The following is a 17602-nucleotide window of genomic DNA, read 5'->3' as shown; positions in this document are numbered from 1 at the left end:
TTTTCCCTCTGGAAAAGGAATGTTCAATGAAATCAACAATCAGGCGCAGTCAGCGGGATTACTCGCTGGCCTTCAAGTTGTCCGTGGTCGATCAGGTCGAGCGTGGAGAACTGACCTATAAGAAGGCTCAGGAGCGATACGGTATCCAAGGCAGCAGCACGGTTCTGAAGTGGCTTCGCCGCCATGGTCGGCAGGATTGGTCAGGTGGTGCATCATCTGCCCCCATGACGACTTCTCCCAAAAGTGGACCGGCCACGCCGCTGACGCCGGAACAACAGATCAAGGCCCTGCAGGTCCAGTTACGGGAGGCCAACGAGAAAGCACAGCTTTTCGAAGCCATCGTGGATGTCCTCAAAGAGGATTACGGGGTGCGCATCGTAAAAAAGCCTTCAGGCAAGTCCTCACGCAAGGGCGCCTCAAAGGCGTAAGCGTGGCAAGGGCTTGCCGCCATTTCGGCATCAGTCGACAGGCGTTCTATCAAGCGGGGTGCCGGCATCAACGACGACGCGCCAGCGAGACCAAAGCACTGGCGCTGGTGAGCGATTGCCGCGTGCGGCAGCCACGGATCGGGACGCGCAAGTTGCACCATTTGATCGGACCGAAGCTGCAGGCGGCGGGAATCACCATGGGACGTGACCGGTTGTTTGACGTACTTCGGGAAGCGCGCCTGCTGGTACCGAAACGTCGGGCTTATCACAAGACTACCGACAGCCATCATCGCTTTCGCAGGCATCCGAATCTGCTCAAACCTGGCCAAGGATGCGTAATACCAACCGGTAGCGAGCAGGTGTGGGTGGCGGACATCACCTATCTGCCGACGCAGGGGAAGTTCGTGTATCTGAGCCTGGTCACCGATGCCTGGTCGCGCAAGATCGTGGGCTGGAGCGTGCATGAAACGCTACAGACAGAGCAGGTAGCTCAGGCGCTGGAGATGGCGCTGAAAGGGAGAAAGACATCGCAGAAGCTGATCCATCACTCTGATCGTGGAATCCAGTACTGCTCGGATTACTACCAGAAGATCCATGCGCGGCACGGCCTGACCTGCTCGATGACCGACGGCTACGACTGCTATCAGAACGCTCTGGCAGAGCGAGTCAACGGGATCCTCAAGTGCGAGTTCCTGCTTCATCGCCCACGGGACCTGGGGCAAGCCCGCCAGATGGTGGCTGAGGCCGTAGACATCTACAACGCTGAGCGCCCCCACCTGTCCCTTAAAATGCAGACGCCCGATGCGATGCATCGGGCGTCTTTGGCCGCCTGACGGCGGCCGGACCATCCACCCATCGGTGTCAACCTATGGCAGGACGAGTCACAGGCGCGGGCGCGGACCAGCCAACAGGCGGCATCGACGCGCACACGGTCGCCTTCGATGAAGGGCGCGAACGCGGCCAGCGCCTTGTTTCGAAGTGCGTCGGCGCGGTCTTCGGGCAGGTTCCGCAGCGCCAAGCCCAACGGGCCCAGCTGGCCGACATAGGTCGGCAGTTCATCGCGGGCGATCGAGCAGGGCAGGTCTACCGCGACCAACTCCACATCCTTCCAGCCGGCGGCCTGCAACAGGCGCTGCACGCGCTGGCCATCGGCAAAGGCGAACTGGCCGGCTGCTCCTGGCACGCGTGGGGGTAGATCGAGTTCATCGCCAATGGCACGCTCGGCCGTCGTCATGAATGGGTTCTCCTCTGCGCTGCGCCAGGCGATGAAACGCAGGCCGGCACCCGGTCGCGCGGCGTGGTGCAGGTTGGCGAAGGCCGCGCCGGTATCCTCGAAGAACATCACACCCAGCCGCGACTGGATCCAGTCGAAGTGCGCGGAGGGCAGCGGATGCTGCTGCGCATCGGCCACGATGAAGTCCGCGTCCAGTCCGGCCGCCTCGGCGCGCTGGCGGGCCAGTGCCAGCATCGGCGCGGAGATGTCCAGGCCGGTGCTGTGTGTCGCCGGGCGAGCGGCGGCTGATGCCAGCAGGCTCGCGCCGGTGCCACAGCCGATATCGAGCAGTTGCGTGACGGTCTGCGGAAGCTCGGCCACCAGCAGGTCGGCCATGGGCTGGAACAGGCCATCGAGGATGGCCTGCTGGGCGACCCAGATCTGGCCGCCAGGTCCATTCCAGAGCGCATTCTGATCAACGGGGGATGTACTGGCCATGGCCTTGTCCTGCCGGGAAGTTGCCCATAGGTTGATGCTTGAAGGCGACTTGAGGTCAAGCCCATGCGTGAACTGGATATCGGCGAGGTGGTCAAGCTCAGTGGCGTGCCGGCCTCGACCCTGCGTTACTACGAGCAGCTCGGGTTGTTGCAGTCGCTGGGCCGTCGCGGCCTGCGCCGGCAGTACGACGATCAGGTGCTGGAGCGCCTGGCGTTGATCGGCCTTGGCCAGTCGGCCGGGTTGTCGCTGCAGCAGATCGGGTTGTCGCTGCCGCCTCAGCACGGATGCATTACGCTGGATCGCGAAGCCCTGCTGGCGCAGGCTGATGTGCTGCAGCAACAGATCAGCCAGCTGCAGCGGGTACGCCGGCACCTGCAACGTGCGGCGGCCTGCCCGGAAGCGCAGGACGCGCGGCAGTGCGGTTCATTCCGCAAGTTGCTGCGGGCACAGCAGCGCATGGCGGGTGGGTGAGAGACGAGCATCCACGCATGGCGTGGATCTGCTGCGTCGCGACCTCGGTAGGTCCACGCCCTGCGTGGATGAATCAGTCGCGGGTGCTGACTTCCCAGGTGGCGTGCAGCACGCCCGGCACGTGTTCCATCCGTGCCAGCACCACGTCCAGCTCGTCGGCACTGACGGCGGTACTGACCAGCACCGCGATCACATCGGTGGGCGCGTCGGCATGCTCGACCACCTGTACGTCGCCGACCGGATACTGCGCGGCCTCCAGCGCATCGACCAGGCGCTCGCGCACGCGCGGCACGGCTTCGGCATCCACGCTCAGGCGCACTTCGTAGGTCGCTTCGGTGGCGGCCTCGTTGATTGGGATGCGGTTGATCGCATTCACCAGCGGCCGCAGCAGGGTGTTGCCAGCGATGATCAGCACGGTCAGCAGCACGCCTTCGGCCAGCATGTCCGCGCCGGTACAGCTGCCGACCGCCGCCGAGCACCACAGGGTGGCGGCGGTGTTCAGGCCGCGCACGTTCATGCCTTCCTTCATGATTACGCCGGCGCCGAGGAAGCCGACCCCGGAGACCACGTAGGAGATCACCCGCACCGCCTCGGCACTGCCGGCGATGCGCATGCCCAGGTCGACGAAGGCGGCGGCGCCGACCGCCACCAGCACGTTGGTGCGCAGGCCGGCGGTGCGTTGCCGGTACTGGCGCTCGGCGCCGATCAGCGTGCCGAGCACGAAGGCGGCCAGCAGGCTGACCACGGTGTCGGCGAAGGGGCCGGCCTGGAAGGTTTCAATGAAGCGCATGGCCGGAGTCTACCCGGTCGAGGTGACAGTAGATCCACGCCATACGTGGATTTCGAGGGGGCCAGAAACGACTTAATCCCCTCCGTCCCCTTTTTGCGGGGTCAGTCGGCGTCCTCGACGCGCTCGCCCATCAGTTCGCGCTGGCGCTTGTCCAGTTCCTCGGCGTAGCGCTTGCGTACGAAGGCTTCGGAGACCACGCCCAGCACCTGGCCGTCGGCAGCGACCACGGCCAGTTCGTCGGCCTGGGTGTGGTCGAAGCGCTGCATCACGGTGACCACGTCCGCGCTTGGCAGCAGTGACACGTCGCGGTTTTCCGCCAGTTCGCCGATCGTGGTTTCGGGCTTCACGCCGTCGCCGTACACGCGCGGAATCTGCACGATCCCGGCGTAATGGCCTTCGCTGTCGATCAGGATCACGCGGCTGCCCGAGCCCAGCGGGAAGCGCTGGCGGAAGGCGGCGGCATCGAGGTCGGCCGGGGCGGTGGCCACGCCCTTGCGCATCAACCGGCCGGCGTTGAGGTTCTGCACCCAGCCCACGTCGCGGGCGCTCTTGATGGTCTCGCCGCGCAGGTGCATGCGCCAGGTCGAGAACGAATAGCCGAACCACTGCCGCACGAGCGTGCTGGAGACCAGCACCGCGCTCATCACCACGCTGGTCAGCAGGAAGTCGTGGGTGCCTTCCAGCACCAGCATGGCCATGGTCATCGGTGCGCCGACCACCGCAGCGGCCAGTGCGGCCATGCCGGCCAGCGCGGCGGAGGTGGCGTCGATCACCGGCACGCCGGTGGCCATGGCGAGCAGGCCGGCGAACAGGGCACCGACCAGGGTGCCCATGAACAACGAGGCGAAGAACAGGCCACCGCGGAAGCCGAAGCCCAGCGAGATGCCCGAGGCCAGGCACTTCAGGGTCAGCAGGCCGCCGATCCAGATCAGCGGCAGATGCGTGGTCAGGTCCAGGTGCAGCGCGCCATGGCCGGACGACAGCACCTGTGGGCTGGCCAGTGCCAGCGGAATCAGCAGCAGGCCGCCCACCACCGGCCGGCCCCACAGTGGCAACGGGCTGCGCTTGACCGTGCCTTCGATCGAGGCGATCAACCGCATCACCGCGATGCCGACCATCGCGCAGCAGCACCCCAGCAGACCGTAGATGGCGTAGTCGGCGGCGCGGACATCAATCGTCGAGGCCGCCGGCAGCAGGTAGGCCTCGATGCCGGCCTGGTCGGCCACGAACGCGCCGGCCAGTGCGGCGACCGCGACCGGGGCGAGTGCGGCCGGGGTATAGGCGCCGATGACGATCTCGAAGGCGTAGAACGCACCGGCCAAGGGTGCACCGAAGGCGGCGGCGATGGCACCGGCGGCACCGGCGCCGACCAGGATGCGCACATCGTTGCGGCGCAGGCGCATCACCCGGCCCAGCTGCGAGCCGCTGCCGGCGCCCATCTGCGTATAGGAAGCCTCCAGTCCGACCGAGGCGCCACAGCCGTTGGACAGCAGGGTCTGGGTCAGCACGATCAGGTTGTCGCGCATCGACATGCGGCCGCCATGCAGGGCGTTGGCTTCCACCGCATCGAGCAGGGGCCGCTTGAGCCGGGTCGCAGCCAGGCTGACCAGCCCGACCAGCAGGCCACCGAGCGGCAGCACCAGCAGCGCGGTCCAGGTCAGCGAGGGCAGGGAGCTCAGGCGCATGCCGTCGTCCAGCCCGTACAGAGTGCCCTGCAGCCAGCGTGCGATGCCGGACTGCAGCAGGGTCAGGTAGCCGGCGATCAGGCCGACCAGCAGGGCAAGCGCAATGAACCACAAGTCACTGCCGCGCAGCCGCAGGCGCAGGCCCTGGAAGGCCGCATGCAGGCGCGATGGCGAAACAGGCAGTGACATGGTGGCGGCATGATACGCCGCCACCGTGATCGCCGCCGTCACTGCATCGGGCGGCTACTGCGTCAGAAGCGGTAGCGGCCCTGCACGTAGAAGGTGCGCGGCGCGGCCACCATGCGGCCGGCGTTGCCATCGACGTTGCGGGTATACCAGCGCTTGTCGGCCAGGTTGTTGACGCCCAGCGCGATCTCGCTGTCACCCAGTCCCGGCACCTGCCAGGCCACCTGCGCGTTCCACAGGCGTACGCCCGGCACGCGGCCCACGCGCGCATCGGCGCTCTCGGCCCAGGTGTTGGCCGCATCGGAGAACTGGCCGCTCTGGTGGGTGCTGGAGACATTGAAGGTCCAGCCGGCCAGTGCATAGCGTGCGCCGACGCTGTCGGTGTCGCGCGAGTAGAACGGCACGTCCAGGCCACGGTTGTCGCCGGACTGCTGGATCGCCTTGGTCCAGGTGTAGTTGGCGTACAGCTCCAGCCCGGCCAGCGCACTGCCCTCGGCGAAGCGGTACTCCAGCGCGCTTTCCACGCCCTTGTGGTCGGTGGCGCCGATGTTCTGGAAGGTCGGCGGGGTGATGCCTGGCACCTGCAGGATCTGGTTGTCGAAGCGCATCTTGAACACGGTCACTTCCGCGCGCAGTGCACCGTCCTGCCAGCGCGCACCGAGTTCGGTGGTCTTGGCGATTTCCGGATTCAGCGGGTTGCTGGCGGTCTGTGAGTTCAGCTGGATGTTCTGCACCGGCCCGAACGAGGTGGTGTAGTTGCCGAACACGGTCAGCTGCGGGGTCAGCAGGTAGGCGACGTTGAGCGAGGGCAGGGCCTTGTCGTTGCGGCTGCTGAAGGTCGCCGCGCCCCCGGCCTGGCGGCGGTCCATGTTGATCCACTCCATGCGCACGCCCGGGGTGATGCGCCACTGGCCGATCGCGATGCGGTCGTCGATGTAGAAGGCGTGGGCATCGGTGGCGTTGTCGAAGCGGGTGGTTGCACTGGCCGCGCCGGTGCGGCGGGTGACGGTGTAGCTGCGGTCGTTGCCACGCTCGCGCAGGAAGCGGTAGCCGGCGGTGATGTCATGCACCGTGCTGCCCCAGTGCAGGCGCTGGGTGTAGCGCGGCTCGATGCCGAGCACACGGTAGTCGCGCGGCTGCACGGTCAGCTGGGTGTTGGCGGTGTTGATCAGCGAGCTGGCACGGCTGCTTTCGTTGTAATAGGCCAGTACCTCGAACTCGCTGTTGGCCGACAGCGTGTTGGTGTAACCCAGGTCGATGCCGGTGCGGTGGCCTTTCCAGAAATCGGTGGGGCGGGTGTTCTGGAACGGGTCGGCCTCGTACTGGGCGCGGGTCAGGCCACCCGGGGTCAGCGAACGCACATCGTAGTAGGACAGCTTGGCGCGCAGTTCCTGCTGTTCGTCGATGGCATAGGCGAACTTCAGCGCGAGGTCGTTGAAACGGTCATCGCTGCCCTGGCGCCAGCCGCGGCCATCCTGGCCGGAGTACAGCAGGGCCGCGCCCAGGCCGTTGTCGCTGGTGCCACCGAGGAAGGCGTTGTACTGGGTGCTGTCGCCGCCGCCGTGGTCGTAGGCGGTGTAGCGCACGCCGGCCTCACCGTGCAGGCCGGCCTCGGTGGGAATGGCGCGGGTGCTGAAGTTGATGATGCCGCCCACGTTCTGCGGGCCGTAGCGCACCGCGCCGCCACCGCGCACCACGTCGATCGATTCGATGTTGGACAGGCTGGTCGGCGCGAACGACAGCTGCGGCTGGCCATACGGCGCCACTGCCAGCGGCACGCCATCGAGCAGCACGGTCGAGCGCGGCGAGTAGCGCCCGGTCAGGCCGCGCACGCCGATGTTCAGCGAGACCGAACTGCCGGCGGTGCCGGAGTTGTCGGTGACCTGCACGCCGGGGATGCGGCGCATGGCATCGCCGATGCTGGCCGCGCCGCTGGCTTCGATGCGCTGACGGTCCACCACGGTGCGCGCGCCAGCGAAGCTCTTCACGCTGTCGTGCAGGCCGGTGCCCAGCCAGCTGCCGGAGACCTGGATGCTGTCCAGCGTGGTGGCGCCGTCCTGGGCGAAGGCGCTGACAGCCGGGAGCAGGCACAGGGCGAGGGCGGCGGCCAGTGGCAGGCGGGCCGTTTGCGGGGCGTGGATGGGCATCGATGCAGGTCGTGGAAGGGCGTAAATGAGAATTATTGCTGATTCCATTCGCCAATGGAATGCGCCTCCGGTTCATGCTGATGGGCCGGTGGTAAAGTGGGTGATTGCTTCCTGACTCGCTGAGATCTGCCATGTCCCAAGCCGCTTTCTACCCCGTCGGAACCCCTGGCCAGCCGTGGGGAGCGGCGGAACGGGAGGCGTGGCGTGGCCGCCAGCAGCGCCTGCGTCGCTACGACGAGGAGGTGCTGCCGCGCATCGAGGCGCTGGCCTCGCGCTTCGACAAGGTGGCCTATGGCCAGCTCGACTACGCTGGCGAGACCTACACCCTGTTCGCCCTGCGCAGCCGCGACTGGAACCCGGCGCTGCCTGCCGCCTTGGTCACCGGTGGCGTGCACGGCTACGAGACCAGCGGCGTGATGGGCGCGCTGGAGTTTCTCGAAAAGCACGCCGCCGATTACGCCGGCAAGGCCAACCTGTTGGTGGCACCGTGCGTGAATCCGTGGGGCTTCGAGCGCATCAACCGCTGGAACTTCGATGCAATCGACCCGAACCGCAACTTCCGCGCCGACGGCCCGGCCCGCGAGTCGACCGCGTTGATCGAGCTGATCACACCGATCAAGGACCAGTTCGTGCTGCACATCGACCTGCACGAAACCACCGACAGCGACGAGAGCGAGTTCCGCCCGGCGCTGGCCGCGCGTGACGGCAAGCCGTTCGAGCCGGGCCTGATTCCAGATGGTTTCTACCTGGTGGACGACAGCGAGGCCCCGCAGGCGGCGTTCCAGCAGGCGGTGATCGCCGCGGTGGAGAAGGTCACCCACATCGCGCCGGCCGACGAGAAGGGCGAGATCATCGGTTCGCCGGTGGTGGCGCATGGCGTGATCGAGTACCCGCTGGTGAAGCTGGGCCTGTGCGCCGGCATTACCGGGGCGAAGTACACCACCACCACCGAGGTCTACCCGGACAGCCCGCGTGCGACCCCACAGCAGTGCAACGACGCACAGGTGGCGGCGGTGTGCTCGGCGATGGATTACGCGCTGGCCCATCGCTGATCGGTAGTGCCGGCCGCTGGCCGGCAACTGAAAAAGGGGACGGAGGGGATTAAGTCGTTTGTGCCACAAACGACTTAATCCCCTCCGTCCCCTTTTTTCGGTTCACCCCAACGCGTCGGCCCACCATAGTGCGGCTGGGCCTGGCGGCGCGTCGCGGCGCCACAGCAGGTCGCTGTGGATGCGCCGCGGCCAGCCGGGCAGTACCAGTTCCACCAGCCGCCCGCGGTCGTAGCGCTGTACCAGTGCGCGCGGTAGTTCGGCCCAGCCGAGGCCGTCCTCGGCCATCTCCATCACCATCAGGTAATCGGTTGCGGTCCAGGCCAGGCCGGTGACCACGCGGGATTGATCGACTTCCGCGCTCAAGCGCACCTGTCTATGCCGCGCCAGCTGTGCGGCGGCGCGACGGCCAGCGCTGGCCAGCGGATGCTCGCGCGCCACATACACCGACAGTTCGCTGTGGTGCGCCAGCGGACGTGCCACCAGTCCGTCCGGATAGTGCTCCTGCCGTGGCAGCAGACCCAGCGCGGCGCGTCCGTTGCTCACCAGTTCCAGCACGTCCTCGCCCTCGGCATCCAGCCATTCCAGCTCGATCTCCGGGAATGCCTCGGCGAAGCGTTGCAACACCCGTTGTTCCGGGGCCAGTTGGTAGACGTCGGAGAATGCCACGGTCAAGCGCGGCTCGACCGGTGCGGCCAGGCGCACGCTCAACTGCTGCAGGCGGGCATCGGCAGCCAGGATTTCCTGCGCGTGCCCAACTACCTGGCGCCCGGCCTCGGTCAGCTGCGGGTAGCGCCCGCTGCGGTCGAACAGGCTCACGCCCAGGTCCGCTTCCAGGTGGGCAATGGCGGTGCTGACCGTCGACTGGGTCTTGCGCAGGCGCCGCGCCGCCGCCGAGAACGAGCCCAGCGCGGCGGCTTCCACGAAGGCCTGCAGGGATTCAGGGGAGTAGGGCATTGATCCATCGCTCCTGTCGATGGAATCCATTTTGATCCCACCGTAAAAGACGATGATACTGGCCGCCGTCGCCCCTGTCTGCGGGGCGTTCCGGACCCTCCACGCATGGCGTGGACCCATTGATGAGGCGGTGTGGTCCCCGCCCTGCAAGGAGCTTCACATGTCCCGTACTGTTCCCGCCCGTGGCGCGCTGGTCGCCTGGGCCTGCCTGACCGTGGCGATCGTCGCCGAAGTGGTCGGCACCTCGTTCATGGCCCATGCCGCTCGCGATGGTGGCTGGACCGGTTACCTGATCATGGCCGGCGCGCTGGCGCTGTCCTACTTCTTCCTGGCGCAGTCGGTGCGCCGCATCGCCGTGGGCGTGGCCTATGCGGTATGGGAAGGCCTCGGCCTGACCCTGCTCACTGTGGTCGGCCTCACCGTCTTCGGTGAAAGCCTGTCGCTGCAGCAGCTGGCCGGCCTGGTGCTGGCAGTGGTCGGCATCGTCTGCGTCACCCTCGGGGAGGCGCACTGATGAATACCCTGGCCCTGTTTTTCGTGATCTGTTCGGCCTTGATCGACGTCGCCGCCAACATGATGGTGGCCAAGTCGGAAGGCTTCCGCCGCTGGCGCTGGGGCGTCGCTGCGATCGTCATGGTCTGGATCGCCTTTGCCCTGCTGGGCCAGGCCGTGCGTTACATGGATCTGGCCACCGCCTATGCGATGTGGGGTGCGATCGGCGTGATCGGTACCGCTACCTGCGGCCGCCTGTTGTTCGGCAACCGCCTGCGTCCGATCGGCTGGGTCGGCATTGCGCTGGTCACTATTGCAGTGCTGCTGCTGAGTACCGCGAAGTGATGCATCGTTGCGCCAACCAAGGTTGGCGCCTACCAGAACCACGGTTGGCACCTTCCAGAGCGTGAGCGGCCGCAAGCAAGCGCCCCGGGGATGATCTCCCCGGGGCGTTGCTGTTTCTGAAGCACTCAGAAGCGTGCGGTGAAGTTCAGCCGCGTGGTGCGCCCCGGGCCCGGCATCAGGCTCATCGCCAGCGTGTCCATGTAGTAGGTGTTGCGCAGGTTGCTGACCACCAGCTCCACTTCGCTGCGCGGCGTGAACTGCCAGCGTGCGTAGAAGTCATAGATCGCGGTCGGCAGGTAGATGTTCTGCAGGCCGGTCGAGCCGGTGGTGTTCCAGGGCTTGTCCAGTTCGTGGGTGGGGCCGCTGTTGTAGGTGCGGCGGATGCCGGTATCCAGCCGCTTGTCGAACAGGCGGAAGCCCAGCGTGCTGTGGATCGAGTACTTCGGCGGGTTCTGTGCGTTGACGAACGAGGTGCCGAAGCCGCCGTCCACGCAGTCCGGAGTGGTGTCCAGTTTGCTCCACTTCGCATACGGGTCTTCGCGCAGGCGCTTGGCGGTGGCCGCATCGCAGGTGCGCGCGCGCTGGTAGTAGCTGGCGGACAGGTTCAGGTAGGCGATGCCGGCGTCATAGCCGGACTGCAGCTCATAGCCGGACACGGTGTAATTGTCGACGTTGTCGACATAGAACGCCCAGTTGCTGGAATCGAAGCGACGGGTGATCGCGTTGTCGATATCGTTCTTGAACCAGGCCACCTTGAACGCCAGGCGGTCACCGTCGCGCCACAGGTCCTGCTTGAGCAGGCTGAAGCCGATGTCCCACGAGCGGTTCTTCTCCGGCTTCAGGTCAGCCACCGGCGCCGATGTGCTGTTGCCCAGCGTCGACTCGAACAGGCTGGGCATCTTCCAGCCCTGCGCGTACTTCACGTAGAAGAACATGTCCTGGTCGAGGTTGAAGCGCGCCTCTGCATACGGCGCGAAGCCGTGGCCGGAACGCCGGATCGCCGGCTTGTAGCCCCAGGCGGTGGGAATCTGCTTGGTATAGAAGCCGTTGGTACCGCGCGGATCAGGAATGAAGCCGTCGAAATCGTAGGCCTGGCCCAGCGTGCTGTCGCCATAGGGCGTGGCGCGCAGCGAGTCATAGGTGTAATTGCCCTGTGCATCCGGGTACCACTCCTTGTACCAGCCCGGCAGCAGCTGGCCGCCCTTGCTCAGGCGCGCGAAGGTGTAGCGCAGGTCGCGCGATTCACTGACGAAGGCGACGCGGTTGCGGTCGCGGGTGCGGTAGTCGGTGAAGCGGCCGCCGGCAGTCAGCGACAGCCAGTCCCACGGCTGCCATTGCAGCGAGGCGACGACGCTGGCCTCGCGGCGCGTGCCCGAGCGCAGGTAGCGGTTGTTGTTGAAATCCACCGGCAGCACCGGTGAGTTGGGCGCGGTGTCCTCGTGCTGGAAGGAGGCGCCATAGCGCAGCGTCCAGTCGCCCAGATCATTGCTGAAGCGCGTGGTGTTGCTGCTGTCCACGCCCCAGCGCTGGGTCTTCACGTCCGACTGCAGTCCCGGGCCATAGGTCTCGCCCAGCGTGTCGGGCATCTGGTCGTTGGGCACGTCCTTGAACAGCGGCGTGTTGGCGATGTTGCTGTTGAACATGCGGCTGGTGGCGGTGGTGAACCACAGCGTGCTGCTCAGGTCCAGCCACGGATGTGCCTCGGGCCGGTAGCGGTGGCGCAGCGAGGTGGCGTTGACCCGCATTTTTCCCGGCTCGAACTGGAACATGGTGTTGGCCTTGTCCACGTAGGTCACCCATTCGTTGGACTCGCCCACGCGTCCGATCGCCGACGGCATGATCTCGCCGAAGCTGGAGTTGAAGTAGCGATGGCTCAGCTCCAACCGCTGGTCCGGGTTGGGCGTCCAGGTGAATTTCAGCAATGCCGATTCGTTGTCGGTATGCGTGTTGAGCACCTCATCGCCCGGATGGAAGAGCTTGGATACGGCCTGGCTGGACATGCCGGTACCGCCGCTGGACAGGTGCTGGTTGTCGTAGCGATGCGCGCCGTTGCTGCCGGCGAAGAAGTTGCCCTGGCGGCGCCGCGCATAGGCCGCGACCAGCTGCCAGTCTTCGCCACGCTGGGCGAAGGCCACGCTGCCATTCCAGTCGCGCGGGTCGCGCAGGCTGTTGCGGTTGTCGCTGCCGCGCGCGATCTGCTTGAAGGTGCGGGTGCGGTCGATGCTGTTGTCGGCCACGCCGCCGCGCACGCGCAGGCCCCAGGTCTGGCCATCGTCGAGGATGTCATCGACCTTCAGCGTCTCCATGTAGACCACGCCGCCGATCGCGCTGGCCGCGTTGGCGGCCAGGCTCGGCCCCTTCTCGATGCTGATCGCGCTGATCAGGTCCGGGTCGAGATAACTGCGCTGCTGCACGCCGGCATAGCCGCGGTACACGTCGATGGCCTGCTGGCCGCCGTCGATGATCACCGGCACCCGGTTCTGGCCCTGCAGGCCGCGGATGTTGACGTCCAGCGCACCGCCGTTGCGAACGTCAGCGGTGTGCACGCCCACCGCACCGGCCAGCACGTCGCCGATCGACTGGCCGCGGAAGCGTTCCAGTTGCTGATGGTCCAGGTGCACGCGCGAGCCGCTGTCACGGTAGACCGCATCGGCATCGGCAAGCCCCCACGGTGAAGCGCCTTCGCCGGCCTGGCCAGCCACGCGCAGGGTGCCGATCTGGCGTACCCCGGCTTCAGCGGTGGGTGCCGCCTGCAGCACCACGCCGCTGGCATCACGCTGGAAGGCCAGGCCGGTGCCGGCCAGCAGCTGCGCCAATGCGGCGTCAGTACCGAGCGTGGCCTGCACACCGCTGCTGTGGCGGCCGCGGGTCAGACGCGCATCGGCAGCGATGGACAGGCCCGACTGCTGGCCGAATGCGGTCAGGGCCTGGTCGAGCGGGCCAGCCGGGATTTGCCAGCGAATGGCGGCCGCAGTGTCCTGTGCATGGGCGGCGGCCGGCAGCAGGCACGGGGAGGCCATGGCCAGGCACAGCGCGATGGCCAGGGGGCGAGGGGAGGGGCAGGGCAGTTTCATGGGGGCGGCAACATCCGCAATGGGTTCCCTTGTAGTGCCCGGTGAGCGCGCAGAAAGGGAACCGCGATTTCAAAGCGGACGCACGACGGTCCACCACGGCCAGCGCTGCTCGACACGGATCGGCAGGGCGCGGGCCAGCAGATGCAGCGCCTGGGTGCTGTCCAGGCGTGGCAGTACCGCTGTGACTTTCAATGCGGTGAGCGCCGGATCACAACCCAGATAGCCCTGATGGTGGCGGGCCAGCTCATCGATGACGCGGATCAAAGGCGTGTCCTGTACCTGCAGGCGTCCGTCCTGCCAGTCACCGCGCAGAGGATCGGCAGCGACCGTTGTGAGCCCGCCCATCGGGCCGATCCGCACCGCGCCTCCGGCAGCCACATCCAGCGCCACACCAAACATCGGCAGGCAGCGCACCACGCCCTCGAACACATCCAGGCGGCTGCCCTGCGCCTCACGACCGACCGCGAAGCGGGTGCCGATCGGCTGCAGGCGTGCGCCCGGCACATGCACGGTCAACGGCTGGCCGGCGAACGCAGGGTGATGGCCGGTCTGCAGCAGCAGCTCGCCACGCAGCAGATGCAGGGCGCGGCGGCCGCTGCCGATGTCGATGTCGATGGTGACTTCGCTGTCGGCGTTGAGCCACAACTGGCTGCCATCAATCAGCCTCCAGTGCCCGGTGCGCCCGGCAACGGTTCGCTGCGTCTGCAGGCCGCGTTGCGCCTGCAGGCCATGCAGGCCCAGCAGTGAAACCGCGCCGATGCCAAGTGCACCACCGAGGCTGCGCAGAGCCTGCCGGCGACGACGGCCTGCGGCATCCAGCGCGGTGGCGGCGGCCGGCGCCGACAGGGGCGCAAAGGACTGCCAGACCGACTCGACCCGACGCCACGCATCGGCGTGGCCGGCATCAGCCTGCAGCCATGCGCGCCAGCGGTACTGCTCGTCATCAGTCCAGCCCTGCTGGCGCAGCGCGAACCACTCTGCCGCCTGCTCCAGTGCCGGGCTGGCCAATGCGGCGCTCATGCCGTTGCGTCGCCGGACAGGCGCAGGCAATGCAGCATCGCCTGCGCCATGTATTTCTTGACCATGCGTTCGGACACGCCCAGCTGTTGGCCGATTTCCGCATAGCCCAGGCCGGACAGCCGGGCCAGCAGGAACGCACGCCGCGGGCGTTCGGCCAGGCCGGCCAGCATGTCGGCGATGGCGTGCAGCAGTTGCAGTGCCTGCGTGCGTTCTTCCGCCGATGGATGCACCGGCTCCGGCTGCGCGGCCAAGGCCGTCAGGTAGGCGCGCTCCAGATCCGCGCGCTGCCAGTGGTTGACCAGCAGGGCGTGCGCGATGGTGCTGAGGTAAGCGCGCGGCAGGCGCAGTTCGGACGGATCGACGCGACGGCTGAGCAGGCGCAGGAAGGTGTCCTGGGTCAGGTCGGCAGCGCAGTCGGCGTTGTGGGTGCGGCGGCGCAGCCAGCCCAGCAGCCAGCCATGGTGTTCGCGGTAGAACCCCGCCAGCGCGGTGCTGGAGGCGGCGGGCACGGCCATCGGCATCGATCATTAATGAGAATGATTCCCATTATAGTGTGATCGGGAGGTGTACGACAAACCCTGTGCAGGGGGGCAACGGCCAGGGCGTTTGCGATGACCGCCGGGCTCGCCGACACTGCGGTCTTTCCGCAGGGAGTGCCCGCATGTTCAGCCACATCACCGTTGGAACCAACGACATGGACGTCGCGCATCGCTTCTACGATGCCCTGTTCACCGCATTGGGCGCCCGTCCCGGTGTCTTCGATGACAAGGGGCGCCTGGTGTATTTCAAGGACGGTCGCATGTTCATCGTCACCGCACCGATCGATGGTGAGCCGGCCTGCCATGCCAATGGCGGCACCATCGGCTTCACCCTGGACAGTGCCGATGCCGTGCGTGGCTGGCAGGACGCAGGCGTAAGCCACGGTGGCACCGCCATCGAAGACCCGGCCGGCATCCGCAACATGGCCGGGCGGCAGCTGTTTCTGGCCTACCTTCGCGATCCGGATGGCAACAAGCTGTGCGCGGTGCATGTGATGTCGTGATTGGACAGTACGCGCGTGGCCGCGATGCACGCGGTCCGCGCGCGGCTGCGCTCGCAGGCACGCTTCGGCGCGCGCGTGATAACACGGAATGGTGGGCAGGGCCTGCGACCACAGGCCGCAACTTCATGCTCTGTCCACTGCGGTTCAGCCAGAATCGGTCGGCTAACCCTTTGATCTACCGGAGAACGCCGCCCCATGGAAGTACTGGAGCCGCAACAATCCCCGGTGCGCACCCTTCGACCTGTGTTCGCCTTCGCGGCGATTGTTGTCGTGGCGTTCGCGCTGTTTGTCAGCCTGTTCCCGCTCGGTGCGGGCCGCCTTCTGGTCAAGGCGCAGGACTGGGCCGCACTCAATGTCGGCTGGTACTACCTGCTGGCGATGACCCTCTACCTGGTGTTCGTGGTCGGCGTGGCGCTGTCCAAGTACGGTGGCATCAAGCTCGGTGCCGACCATGACGAGCCGGAGTTCAGCTATCTCTCCTGGGCCGGCATGCTGTTCGCCGCCGGCATCAGCATCACCCTGTTCTTCTTCTGTGTCTCCGAACCGCTGACCCATTACCTGCAGCCGCCGCAGGGCGATCCGGCGGCCAGTGAGGCCGGCGCGCGCCAGGCCATGCAGCTGCTGTTCCTGCACTGGGGCCTGCATGGCTGGGGCGTGTTCGCACTCGCGGCGATGGCAATGGCCTACTTCGCCTACCGCCACAACCTGCCGCTGGCGCTGCGTTCGGCGCTGTACCCGCTGATCGGCAAGCGCATCAATGGCCCGATCGGCTATACCGTGGATGCGCTGGGCATTGTCGCCACCGTGTTCGGCATCGGCGCCGACATGGGCTTCGGCGTGCTGCACCTCAACGCTGGCCTGTCGCACCTGTTCAACATCCCGCACTCCAACCTGGTGCAGATCATCCTGGTGGTCAGCATGATGGGCGCGGCGGTGGCCGTGGCCGTTTCAGGCGTGGAGAAGGGCGTGCGCTGGATGGCCAACATCAACATGCTGCTGGCGATCGCGCTGGTGCTGTTCATGCTGTGCGCCGGCCCCACCCAGTATCTGCTCAGCACGCTGATGCAGAACCTGGGTGACTACCTCGGCAGCGTGGTCGGCAAGAGTTTCGATGTGTACGCCTATGGCGGCCGACCGGAATGGCTGGGCGGCTGGACGGTGTTCTACTGGGCCTGGTGGATCGGCTGGGCGCCGTTCGTCGGCCTGTTCATCGCCCGCATCTCGCGTGGCCGCACCATCCGCGAATTCGTGTTCGGCGTGCTGCTGATCCCGCTCGGCTTCACCCTGGCGTGGCTGTCGATCTTCGGCAACAGTGCACTGGACCAGGTGCTGCACCATGGCCAGCAGCAACTGGCGCAACTGGCGGTAGATGATCCCCCCACCGTGCTGTATGCCCTGCTGGATGGGTATCCGTGGAGCAAGGCGGTGATCGCGGTGACGGTGTTCGTCAGTTTCATTTTCTTCGTGACATCGGCTGACTCCGGCGCGGTGGTGCTGTCCACGTTGTCCTCGCATGGCGGGGCGCCGGAGGATGATGGTCCGCGTTGGCTGCGCGTGTTCTGGGGCACGGTGATCGCGGTGCTGACCGCCGGGTTGCTGCTGGCCGGCAGCATCGATGCGCTGAAATCGGCGGTGGTGCTGGCGTCGCTGCCGTTCTCGGCGGTGTTGTTGCTGATGATGTGGGGCCTGACCCGCGCCTTCAGTGACGAATCGCACCGCAAGCGCGCGCTGCAGTACCGGCCCTCGCCGCTGATCGGTGACGACCGCCACCATCAGGGCTGGCGCCAGCGCCTGAGCCAGGCCATGCACTTCCCGGTGCGCGACCAGGTCTACCGCTTCATGGACGACACCGTGAAGCCAGCGATGGAGGCGGTGGCCGAGCAGCTGCGCGGGCAGGGCTGGGATGTGGCCACGCGGTTCGAGGCCGGCGACATGGAGTTGACGGTGAACCACGGCGAGCAGCAGGACTTCCTGTACCGGGTGATCCTGAGTGGCTACCTGACCCCGTCGTTCGCCGCGCAGCAGCTGCGCAACCAGCGCTACTACCGCGCTGAAGTACACCTGTTCGAAGGCAGTCAGGACTACGACCTGGTCGGCTACAGCCGCAAGCAGATCATCAACGACATCATCAGCCAGTACGAACGGCACCTGCAGTTCCTGCACCTGAGCCGTTGATGCACGACCGCCGGGCTGGCCCCGGCGGTC

General features: G+C 66.7%; 14 protein-coding genes and 1 pseudogene. 7 read left to right on the top strand and 8 right to left on the bottom strand.

Features of this window, described 5'->3' with window-relative positions:
• Positions 1–26 precede the first annotated feature (26 nt).
• A protein-coding gene (locus ACZLIB_RS13655; protein WP_251476039.1) for an IS3 family transposase occupies positions 27–1261 on the top strand; the annotation gives its coding sequence in 2 pieces (ribosomal slippage) (positions 27–378 and positions 378–1261; 1236 coding nt in all).
• Positions 1262–1314: 53 nt separating this feature from the next.
• Here ACZLIB_RS13655 and ACZLIB_RS13650 read toward each other — a convergent pair.
• Positions 1315–2139: pseudogene (locus tag ACZLIB_RS13650) on the bottom strand (class I SAM-dependent methyltransferase); the annotation flags it as partial.
• Between the two features lie 63 nt (positions 2140–2202).
• Here ACZLIB_RS13650 and ACZLIB_RS13645 point away from each other — a divergent pair.
• The gene (locus ACZLIB_RS13645; protein ID WP_478467898.1) at positions 2203–2610 is read left to right on the top strand and encodes a MerR family transcriptional regulator; all 408 of its coding nucleotides are present in this window, start codon (positions 2203–2205) and stop codon (positions 2608–2610) included.
• Between the two features lie 73 nt (positions 2611–2683).
• Here the strand turns inward: ACZLIB_RS13645 and ACZLIB_RS13640 are convergent, their stop codons facing one another.
• From ACZLIB_RS13640 to ACZLIB_RS13630, 3 genes are all read right to left on the bottom strand, one after another.
• Positions 2684–3400, bottom strand: a complete 717-nt coding sequence (locus ACZLIB_RS13640; protein WP_005409984.1) for an MgtC/SapB family protein — start codon at positions 3398–3400, stop codon at positions 2684–2686.
• A 101-nt stretch (positions 3401–3501) separates the two neighbouring features.
• Positions 3502–5274, bottom strand: a complete 1773-nt coding sequence (locus ACZLIB_RS13635; protein ID WP_478467897.1) for a chloride channel protein — start codon at positions 5272–5274, stop codon at positions 3502–3504.
• 62 nt (positions 5275–5336) lie between these two features.
• Positions 5337–7418: a TonB-dependent receptor family protein gene (locus ACZLIB_RS13630; protein WP_478467896.1), complete on the bottom strand. Its 2082-nt coding sequence runs from the start codon at positions 7416–7418 to the stop codon at positions 5337–5339.
• Positions 7419–7549: 131 nt separating this feature from the next.
• Between ACZLIB_RS13630 and ACZLIB_RS13625 the strand changes: the two genes are divergently transcribed.
• Positions 7550–8470, top strand: coding sequence for a M14 family metallopeptidase (locus tag ACZLIB_RS13625; protein WP_478467894.1), 921 nt, complete (start codon positions 7550–7552; stop codon positions 8468–8470).
• A 102-nt stretch (positions 8471–8572) separates the two neighbouring features.
• On the opposite strand, the gene ACZLIB_RS13620 is transcribed toward ACZLIB_RS13625, so the two are convergent.
• The gene (locus tag ACZLIB_RS13620) at positions 8573–9424 is read right to left on the bottom strand and encodes a LysR family transcriptional regulator (protein ID WP_478467892.1); all 852 of its coding nucleotides are present in this window, start codon (positions 9422–9424) and stop codon (positions 8573–8575) included.
• A 160-nt stretch (positions 9425–9584) separates the two neighbouring features.
• Between ACZLIB_RS13620 and ACZLIB_RS13615 the strand changes: the two genes are divergently transcribed.
• Both ACZLIB_RS13615 and ACZLIB_RS13610 read left to right on the top strand, forming a co-directional pair.
• On the top strand, positions 9585–9938 hold the full coding sequence (locus ACZLIB_RS13615) for an SMR family transporter (protein WP_010485170.1): 354 nt from the start codon (positions 9585–9587) through the stop codon (positions 9936–9938).
• Positions 9938–10261: a DMT family transporter gene (locus ACZLIB_RS13610; RefSeq protein WP_032128064.1), complete on the top strand. Its 324-nt coding sequence runs from the start codon at positions 9938–9940 to the stop codon at positions 10259–10261. The genes ACZLIB_RS13615 and ACZLIB_RS13610 overlap by 1 nt, the downstream gene beginning before the upstream one ends.
• A 125-nt stretch (positions 10262–10386) precedes the next feature.
• On the opposite strand, the gene ACZLIB_RS13605 is transcribed toward ACZLIB_RS13610, so the two are convergent.
• The 3 genes from ACZLIB_RS13605 to ACZLIB_RS13595 all read right to left on the bottom strand — a co-directional run bounded on the left by ACZLIB_RS13605 (position 10387) and on the right by ACZLIB_RS13595 (position 14870).
• The gene (locus ACZLIB_RS13605; RefSeq protein ID WP_478467891.1) at positions 10387–13335 is read right to left on the bottom strand and encodes a TonB-dependent receptor; all 2949 of its coding nucleotides are present in this window, start codon (positions 13333–13335) and stop codon (positions 10387–10389) included.
• Positions 13336–13404: 69 nt separating this feature from the next.
• Entirely contained in the window at positions 13405–14355 is a 951-nt protein-coding gene (locus ACZLIB_RS13600) for a FecR family protein (RefSeq protein ID WP_478467890.1), read from the bottom strand.
• On the bottom strand, positions 14352–14870 hold the full coding sequence (locus ACZLIB_RS13595) for a sigma-70 family RNA polymerase sigma factor (RefSeq protein WP_032130501.1): 519 nt from the start codon (positions 14868–14870) through the stop codon (positions 14352–14354). The genes ACZLIB_RS13600 and ACZLIB_RS13595 overlap by 4 nt, the downstream gene beginning before the upstream one ends.
• 146 nt (positions 14871–15016) lie before the next feature.
• Between ACZLIB_RS13595 and ACZLIB_RS13590 the strand changes: the two genes are divergently transcribed.
• Entirely contained in the window at positions 15017–15397 is a 381-nt protein-coding gene (locus tag ACZLIB_RS13590; protein WP_006372781.1) for a VOC family protein, read from the top strand.
• A 195-nt stretch (positions 15398–15592) separates the two neighbouring features.
• Positions 15593–17572, top strand: coding sequence for a choline BCCT transporter BetT (gene betT / locus ACZLIB_RS13585; protein ID WP_478467888.1), 1980 nt, complete (start codon positions 15593–15595; stop codon positions 17570–17572).
• Positions 17573–17602: the final 30 nt, after the last annotated feature.

The organism is Stenotrophomonas sp. 220_Sma, from assembly GCF_056487375.1.
The sequence above is the reverse complement of the archived record's forward strand: the minus strand, read 5'-3'. Positions and strand labels throughout refer to the sequence as shown.

Coding starts and splice junctions, on each gene's coding strand:
- ACZLIB_RS13595 (WP_032130501.1), bottom strand. CDS start 14,870: ATGGCCGTGCCCGCCGCCTCCAGCACCGCGCTGGCGGGGTTCTACCGC.
- ACZLIB_RS13620 (WP_478467892.1), bottom strand. CDS start 9,424: ATGCCCTACTCCCCTGAATCCCTGCAGGCCTTCGTGGAAGCCGCCGCG.
- ACZLIB_RS13605 (WP_478467891.1), bottom strand. CDS start 13,335: ATGAAACTGCCCTGCCCCTCCCCTCGCCCCCTGGCCATCGCGCTGTGC.
- ACZLIB_RS13600 (WP_478467890.1), bottom strand. CDS start 14,355: ATGAGCGCCGCATTGGCCAGCCCGGCACTGGAGCAGGCGGCAGAGTGG.
- ACZLIB_RS13590 (WP_006372781.1), top strand. CDS start 15,017: ATGTTCAGCCACATCACCGTTGGAACCAACGACATGGACGTCGCGCAT.
- ACZLIB_RS13645 (WP_478467898.1), top strand. CDS start 2,203: ATGCGTGAACTGGATATCGGCGAGGTGGTCAAGCTCAGTGGCGTGCCG.
- ACZLIB_RS13615 (WP_010485170.1), top strand. CDS start 9,585: ATGTCCCGTACTGTTCCCGCCCGTGGCGCGCTGGTCGCCTGGGCCTGC.
- ACZLIB_RS13625 (WP_478467894.1), top strand. CDS start 7,550: ATGTCCCAAGCCGCTTTCTACCCCGTCGGAACCCCTGGCCAGCCGTGG.
- ACZLIB_RS13610 (WP_032128064.1), top strand. CDS start 9,938: ATGAATACCCTGGCCCTGTTTTTCGTGATCTGTTCGGCCTTGATCGAC.
- ACZLIB_RS13630 (WP_478467896.1), bottom strand. CDS start 7,418: ATGCCCATCCACGCCCCGCAAACGGCCCGCCTGCCACTGGCCGCCGCC.
- betT (WP_478467888.1), top strand. CDS start 15,593: ATGGAAGTACTGGAGCCGCAACAATCCCCGGTGCGCACCCTTCGACCT.
- ACZLIB_RS13640 (WP_005409984.1), bottom strand. CDS start 3,400: ATGCGCTTCATTGAAACCTTCCAGGCCGGCCCCTTCGCCGACACCGTG.
- ACZLIB_RS13635 (WP_478467897.1), bottom strand. CDS start 5,274: ATGTCACTGCCTGTTTCGCCATCGCGCCTGCATGCGGCCTTCCAGGGC.